Below are 5,929 nucleotides of genomic sequence, written 5' to 3'. Positions count from 1 at the left end.
TGCTGATTAAATATCAAATTTAAGGAGTAGGGGAGCGGGGGAGTAGGGGAGTAGGGGAGTAGGGGAGTAGGGGAGTAGGGGAGTAGGGGAGAATTTTTTTGCCCAACTATGCGCTCTTTAATGCGCTCCATGCATGAGCATGAAGAGGTGAAAACCATGTACTTTTTCAATACCTAAAAAGGCTAAAACCTTTATCTGGTAATTATTTAAGATTTAATCAGCAAACCCTAGAGTAATTCGGAAAACAGGTAATAGCGGTGCGATTGCCTATTCTCTATTCCCTATTCCCTGACTTCTGCAAGAAGTCTAAAGAAAATATCAGAATAATTTACTTTTTTGTATGCTACAGATATGATATATAAAGATTTTAGACCGGAACAGCAGTATGGACTTGAGAGGAAATAAATATGGCCGGGGTATGTAAAATAGAAATTGCAGAAACAGTGCCAGAACTGAAAACGTTGCTAAATGGCCAAAAAACTGCAAGTGGCTTTCAGAAGATTCAGGCACTATATCTATTTAAAATTGGTCAAGTGTCAACTGTCAAAGAATTGGCAGTTACTTTAGGGGTAAATCGGATTACAGTGCAAAGGTGGTTGAGACAATATCGTAAAGAAGGATTATCGGGGTTATTGCAGGTAAAACAAAGTGGGGGGCGCAAACCAGCAATTCCACCAGCAGCACGAGATGGGTTACAAAAACGACTTAACGACCCCGATAATGGTTTTCAGAGTTATGGAGAAATTCAAAAATGGTTGAAAGAAGAATATGATATCAATGCTTCCTACAAAGCAGTTTATTCCACGGTTAGATATCAGTTAAAAAGTAAACTCACCAAAAATAAGTAGTATGGTGCTTTATATCATCTCCTGTTGAATACTTATAAATTAACGATGAAGGAGTCTGGAGTCTGGAATCAGGAGTCATATCAAATCCGGTAGCATCGGTGTAATAAGATAGTGAATCAGAATTCAGCAATTCTGCAATCCAGAATTCAGAATTTAGAAGGGAAGAGAAGTCAGAATTCTTTCCGCTCTGGGTGAAGATGGAATATTTTTTTATACCGAATTAAACGGATTTGATATCAGGAAGGAAGAAATGAAGAAAGAAGCAAGAATAAAGAGGAGGAAAGGAAGAAAGTTTTTTTGGTCGCGTAAGCGGAACGGAGTTCTATCGCGCTCTTATCTGAACATGATATTACTCAGGCAATAGGCAATCAAAAAACTGATTGCGCATTCATGTAGAGCAGGCCAAAATTTTCTTACCGTGATGTCTGAAATTGTATTGCTATAGTCATAATGTGGGGAATGATTTAGGTTTGTTCATATTATTTCCTATAGCTCACACCCCACTCTTTAGATACCCAACCGGATATCGTTTCAATTAGTTTTTTCTTGCCTGTTTCAATGTTTTACTTAACTGAGTCTGTGATAAAGACCGCACCAAACTCAGATTAAAAGGTTGTTCGCTGATAGTCTGAGCATAAGATGCTTGCAAATAAGAACTATATTCCGGGCGATCGGCGACATGAGTTTGGAAGAATGCTAAACCAAAAGCGTTAGCATAACCATTGACTACTTCTGGATCTGGTTGAATTAACTCTGCTAGAGAAGTGAAACTATTTTCTCTAATTGCCTCAAAATCAATATTGATATGATCTGCTCCCTCTGTTAAGACCAAATATTTATCAGGAGTTGTCAACCAAGTAAAAGAGTTTGCTTGCTCTAAAACAATAGGAGTAATTTTATCTTCACTCGCGCTTCCCCACAACACAGGTAACTCAATCTGACTCAAACCAGCTTTTCCAAATAAACTACTATTGACTGGATCGAGTACAAATATTCCTGCTATTCTATCATCTTTCAAATTATATTTTTGAGCTTTCAATTCCAAAGCACGACACTGTAGTAGTAGCGACATATTCAAAACTTCCATTTGTGGGCCACAGTCTTGTTTTAGTTGCTGAAAGTTAATCTCTGCACCTGCTAAAGCAAAAGCAGTATAAGCACCAAAGGAATGACCAAATATACCTACTTTTTTCAGGTTTAATTGATTGTGGAATTGATATTGATTTAACTGCTCTAATTCATTTAATAAGAAAGAAATATCTAAGGGACGGTCAATAAATTCATTGCCATGGAACATATCCTTAGTTTTACCTGCTAAAAATTTCTGGGTATATTTATAATCACTACCTGGGTGCTGAGGTACAGCAACAGCAAATCCATAAGAAGCTAAATGTTTAGCTAAACTTTCAAAATTAGCTCCATTGGAACCTAAACCATGAGAAATTACTACTACAGGAATTGATATTTCTGTTGAAGAGATATTGGGTAAATAAAGTTGTACTGAAAAACGGCGATCGCGCCCTTCATCTGCCAGGATAATTTGTTGCTTGGAAAAGCTATATTGTCCTTTTTTCCTAATATCTGGTAACCGAGAAAAATCTATTTTTTCTTCTCTGTAAGCTTCTGTTTGTGTGATATTTGCTACAGTTTCTATAAAAGTTTTTGTGTCTTCTTGTACAGCAGTGATTTTTTCAGTTACAGCCAAAATTTCTTTTGTATCCAGCCATATCGTATCACTGGGAAAATGACGGATAAAATTCATGATAGTTAAGCCGTTAGTATCATTAGCTGCCTTTAATAAAGCAGTTCTAATTTCTTCAGCACCATTTTCAACAGCAGTTAAATTCTCATTTTCAGAACTTGATGAAGTTTTGATTACTTGCCCTAAATTTCTGAGTAATAATTCTCCCATAGGCGAGTTGATAAATTGAGAGACTATCTGAGGAGGAAAATTATAGCGGTTTTGTAATAGTTCCCGATATTTATCTTCTTTTTCAGCTTCTAAAAGTAGCATATAACTAGCTAATTCATAGCTAATTTCTCCACTTTTGGCATAATTTTCTAATGCTGATACAGGAATAAAAATATTTAGACCTTTGTGACCAATAGAAACCTGCTTGGCTGCATTTACTGGTAAAGTAGTTAAAAGAGCAGGAATTATACTTAGAGTTAGAGATTTAAACCAATGATTAAAGCCAGAAAAAACGCATTTTTTTTTGTTTGCTTTTTTTGTTGAAAATACTTTATTTTTCACTATTATATTACTCCTAATTACTCTTGGGATTAATTAATAATTTTTCAGTAGCATTTTTTGCTTTTCGAGAAAACATACTAACCATAAAATTGTTAATACTAGACAAATGAATACACTATCCCCTAATAAATTATTACTCGATTGGAGGGATAATTATATATAACTAATTGAGATTAATTCAGGTTTGTAGAAAAAAATGTTTACTGCTTTTTCTAACGTTTTATTTGTGAATTACCGAAAAATTTTGTAGGGGATAAAAGCGGTCGAGGGATGGCGTTTTGCTCCGAACATATAAAGCAGAGCAGCTCTGTCAAGAGCAGGTTTCCTCGCCATATCCAATCGAACAACAGAAGAAAAATTTTCCTTTGAGTCAATCTTATCCGTTTTAAAGGAGAGGTAATTGTTAATTATTCATTATTAATTATTAATTGTTGAAAGTGCTTTTGGAAACACTATAATTCAGTATGTCAGAGTGTTAATTTACTTTTTGCATCGTTTGATACTAATTTTTTTCGTTAATTTATAATAAAATCAATAAAAATATTCAATTAATAATTGAACATTTAATTTGCATATATTGCTAAAAGCGTATTAGAAAAATAGAAAAATTTAGCAAATTTTGCACTCTTTTCTCTAAACAATCAGACTCTAGGTTCAAAGTTATTTTTTTGAGCAGAAATAGAAATAATATAATGTGCGGTTGAATACTTATAAATAAACGACGGAGAAGTCAGGATTACCTCATCAGGAGGAGAGAGGATCACTTTGAAGATCATAGTTATATCATGTCCGGTTGAATAATTAGACTTTGGTGGAAGGAAGGCAGGAGGCAGGAGGCAGGAGGCAGAAGGTTTTCTCAAGAGTGTCAACTTAATTTTATGCACGCTCCGATGCTACCGGACATGATATTATATGAAATCCGGTTATGTACTTAGCTTTATAAGATACTGGCAATCTAGGATTTATTTCAATTTCTCCTCTACTCCCCTACTTCTTTGATAGGATCTATACTGTAATTAGGGTTTTCTGAATAAAGTCTTTTTATTTAGGTAAGGAGTAGGGAGTAGTTAAGAGTCAGGAGAAATGGGAGTTATAGAACCCCTAACCGTATCTTCATAAATATCAAGTTTTTTTAGCCTTGAGTCAGGAGACAACCCACCCCTAGCCCCTCCCAGGAGGGGGAGACAGGAGACAGGAGGTAAGAGGGAAGAGGGAATATGTGGGGAGAGATAGTACAAAAAATTCAACACTCCTTCAGATGATTTTTTCTCAAAATTGATGCGCGAAAAGACTTGACTACCACAATTATATAGATCTCAAATGGGTTCTATAGAGAAGATTGTCGTTCATTATAGCAAGAGTGATTTTTCTGCCTCGCAACCGCCCCAAAATGCCCTCCTTTTTGAGCGTGAAGGGCTGAAAACCAAATACTTTTTTCAAGGTAAAAAAGGCTAATACTAATATCAGTCAATACTTTGAGATTTAATCAGCAAGCCCTAATTAAGCGGATTTGATATCAAAACTGATTTGGAGTAATTATTAACTTGGGTTCAGCGACATATAGTTCTGTACGATATACTAAATAAACTAGACCTTTTTGATCTACCCATCGCTCATATAATGCTTTCAAACTTGCCGTAATTTCTTCTCGTTCATAACCTTGATTTGGCACTGATGAAGAACTCATAATACGACCTATTAATCCTGATAAATCTAACTCTTGTCTGTGAGCAAATGTTGAATGTTGGAAATTGACAAAATAGGAACTTTTTTCTATAGAAGCAATTGAAAAGCCTAGCTTTTTTTTAGTGTTTGGATGATGTTTAGATATCTGCTTCATTAAGTTACTATTTTCTTTAGTAAATCCATCTTCTCTATTCCAGTTATTCCATAAAAGAGCTAATTTGCCAGATGGTTTTAAAATTCTGTGAAATTCCTGTAGAGTAGGTTCAAGATTAAACCAATGAAAAGCATGAAAACAAGTTATTAAATCAACTGATTCATTAGGAAGATTAGTCGCTTCTGCTTTTGCTTGTCTAAATTCTATTAAAGGGTGAGATTGAGCAGCATTTTTCATGTAAATATTTGGTTCAATAGCTATTACATTAATACCTTGTTCAGCTAACATTCTAGAACCAATTCCTGTACCAGCTCCAATATCTGCTGCTACTAATTCAGAAGGATTTTCAAATCCAGAAATCATTAAAGCGATCGCTTCTTTTGGATAATTTGGTCTATACTGAGCGTAATCTTTGGCTCGATCAGAAAACCGATTTAGTGGGTTCATTGGATCTCAGCATACCTTAACTAATATTACTTTGAATAACTTTAACTCATTTATCAAATCATGGCATATAAATTAAACAAAAATATTAGACATAGCCGTGAAAAAGAGTTTAAGGACATTCAATAGACATCTCCAATAATAAAAAATAAAATCAATTATCCCAAAGAAATTATCAATTCTTCCCCTCCACCGGAGGGGGAGGGGCGAGGGGTGGGTTCCCTATTCCCTACTCCCTACTCCCTCATTTGGAGGAGATGTCTAATGAAACATCCCTACAGAGATTATATCATGTCCGGTTGAATACTTATAGGGCGTTTTTTGGTTTCTTGATACTCAGCAATTGTATTTGCTAATCCCCAATACCAGGGGTGCCTCGCTACCGTGTTTAGCTAGCAGTGTTTTTTGTTTGTTATACCAATTCCCAAAAATAATGCTATACTTCCAACGGAACTTCAGTTATTAAGTAATAATAATGATTCAGTAATGTTCGTAAGGATTATAGGCATTAATCCAAAATATCTTATTCCTTTAAACCCTACT

General features: G+C 35.1%; 3 protein-coding genes. 1 reads left to right on the top strand and 2 read right to left on the bottom strand.

Features of this window, described 5'->3' with window-relative positions:
- Positions 1 to 407: 407 nt before the first annotated feature.
- Positions 408 to 848 carry a helix-turn-helix domain-containing protein gene (locus F6K54_RS38855; protein WP_293089495.1) on the top strand — a complete coding sequence of 147 codons (441 nt, stop codon included), beginning with the start codon at positions 408 to 410 and terminating at the stop codon, positions 846 to 848.
- Between the two features lie 535 nt (positions 849 to 1,383).
- Here F6K54_RS38855 and F6K54_RS38850 read toward each other — a convergent pair.
- Positions 1,384 to 3,102: an alpha/beta hydrolase gene (locus F6K54_RS38850; RefSeq protein ID WP_293089493.1), complete on the bottom strand. Its 1,719-nt coding sequence runs from the start codon at positions 3,100 to 3,102 to the stop codon at positions 1,384 to 1,386.
- Between the two features lie 1,516 nt (positions 3,103 to 4,618).
- Positions 4,619 to 5,389, bottom strand: a complete 771-nt coding sequence (locus F6K54_RS38845) for a class I SAM-dependent methyltransferase (protein WP_293089492.1) — start codon at positions 5,387 to 5,389, stop codon at positions 4,619 to 4,621.
- Positions 5,390 to 5,929 lie beyond the last annotated feature (540 nt).

Source organism: Okeania sp. SIO3B5 (genome assembly GCF_010692555.1).
Classification (GTDB): domain Bacteria; phylum Cyanobacteriota; class Cyanobacteriia; order Cyanobacteriales; family Microcoleaceae; genus Okeania.
The sequence above is the reverse complement of the archived record's forward strand: the minus strand, read 5'-3'. Positions and strand labels throughout refer to the sequence as shown.

Coding starts and splice junctions, on each gene's coding strand:
- F6K54_RS38855 (WP_293089495.1), top strand. CDS start 408: ATGGCCGGGGTATGTAAAATAGAAATTGCAGAAACAGTGCCAGAACTG.
- F6K54_RS38845 (WP_293089492.1), bottom strand. CDS start 5,389: ATGAACCCACTAAATCGGTTTTCTGATCGAGCCAAAGATTACGCTCAG.